General features: G+C 72.5%; 1 protein-coding gene and 1 pseudogene. Both read right to left on the bottom strand.

Annotation, left to right across the window (positions count from 1 at the left end; genetic code table 11):
* A partial coding sequence (gene recR, locus AC1DY2_RS20320) for a recombination mediator RecR (protein WP_476764059.1) occupies positions 1-400 on the bottom strand: 400 nt, incomplete at its 3' end.
* A 3-nt stretch (positions 401-403) separates the two neighbouring features.
* A pseudogene (locus AC1DY2_RS20315) lies at positions 404-732 on the bottom strand (DNA polymerase III subunit gamma and tau); the annotation flags it as partial.

Genomic DNA, 732 nt, shown 5'->3' with positions numbered 1-732 from the left:
TGCCGTCGGCGAGCCGCTGCATGAGCTGGCGGATGCGCAGCTCGTCGGGACCGATGCCGTCGATCGGGCTGATCGCTCCGCCGAGCACGTGGTAGAGCCCGCGGAACTCGCGGGTGCGCTCGATCGCGACGACGTCCTTCGCCTCCTCGACCACGCAGATCAGCGCGGGGTCGCGCCGCGGGTCGCGGCAGATGGAGCAGGTGGCCTGCTCGGAGACGTTGCCGCAGATCTCGCAGAAGCGCACCTTGTCGCGCACCTCCGTCAGGATCTCGGCGAGCCTCGACACGTCGAAGTGCTCGGTCTGCACGATGTGGAACGCGATGCGCTGCGCCGACTTCGGCCCGATGCCGGGGAGGCGACCGAGTTCGTCGATGAGTTCTTGGACGATGCCCTCGTACACGCGCTACCCCCGTTCCCCGAAGCCGGGGCGCGCGGGCGCCTCGACCTCCTCGAGGAACGTCGCTCCGAGGACCTCGCGCACCACGGCCTCGCCGTAGCGCTGGATGCCGTCGCTCGGCGGCGGTGCCGAAGCCCCGCGCGCCGCGTTGCTGCGGGGGGCACGCCGCGCGGGGGCGGCGTCGGGCACCACGGGCACCACGGGCTCGAAATCGATCTCGGGTGGCGGCCCCGGATCGAACGGCGGCTCCTCGTCTTCGGGCGGCGCGTCGGCATCGTCGGGGATGTCGGCGAACGAGTCGGGGGCGGAGCCGGGTCGTTCGGCCACGGCGACGG

Source organism: Agromyces sp. P1_H4, assembly GCF_056405255.1.
The sequence above is the reverse complement of the archived record's forward strand: the minus strand, read 5'-3'. Positions and strand labels throughout refer to the sequence as shown.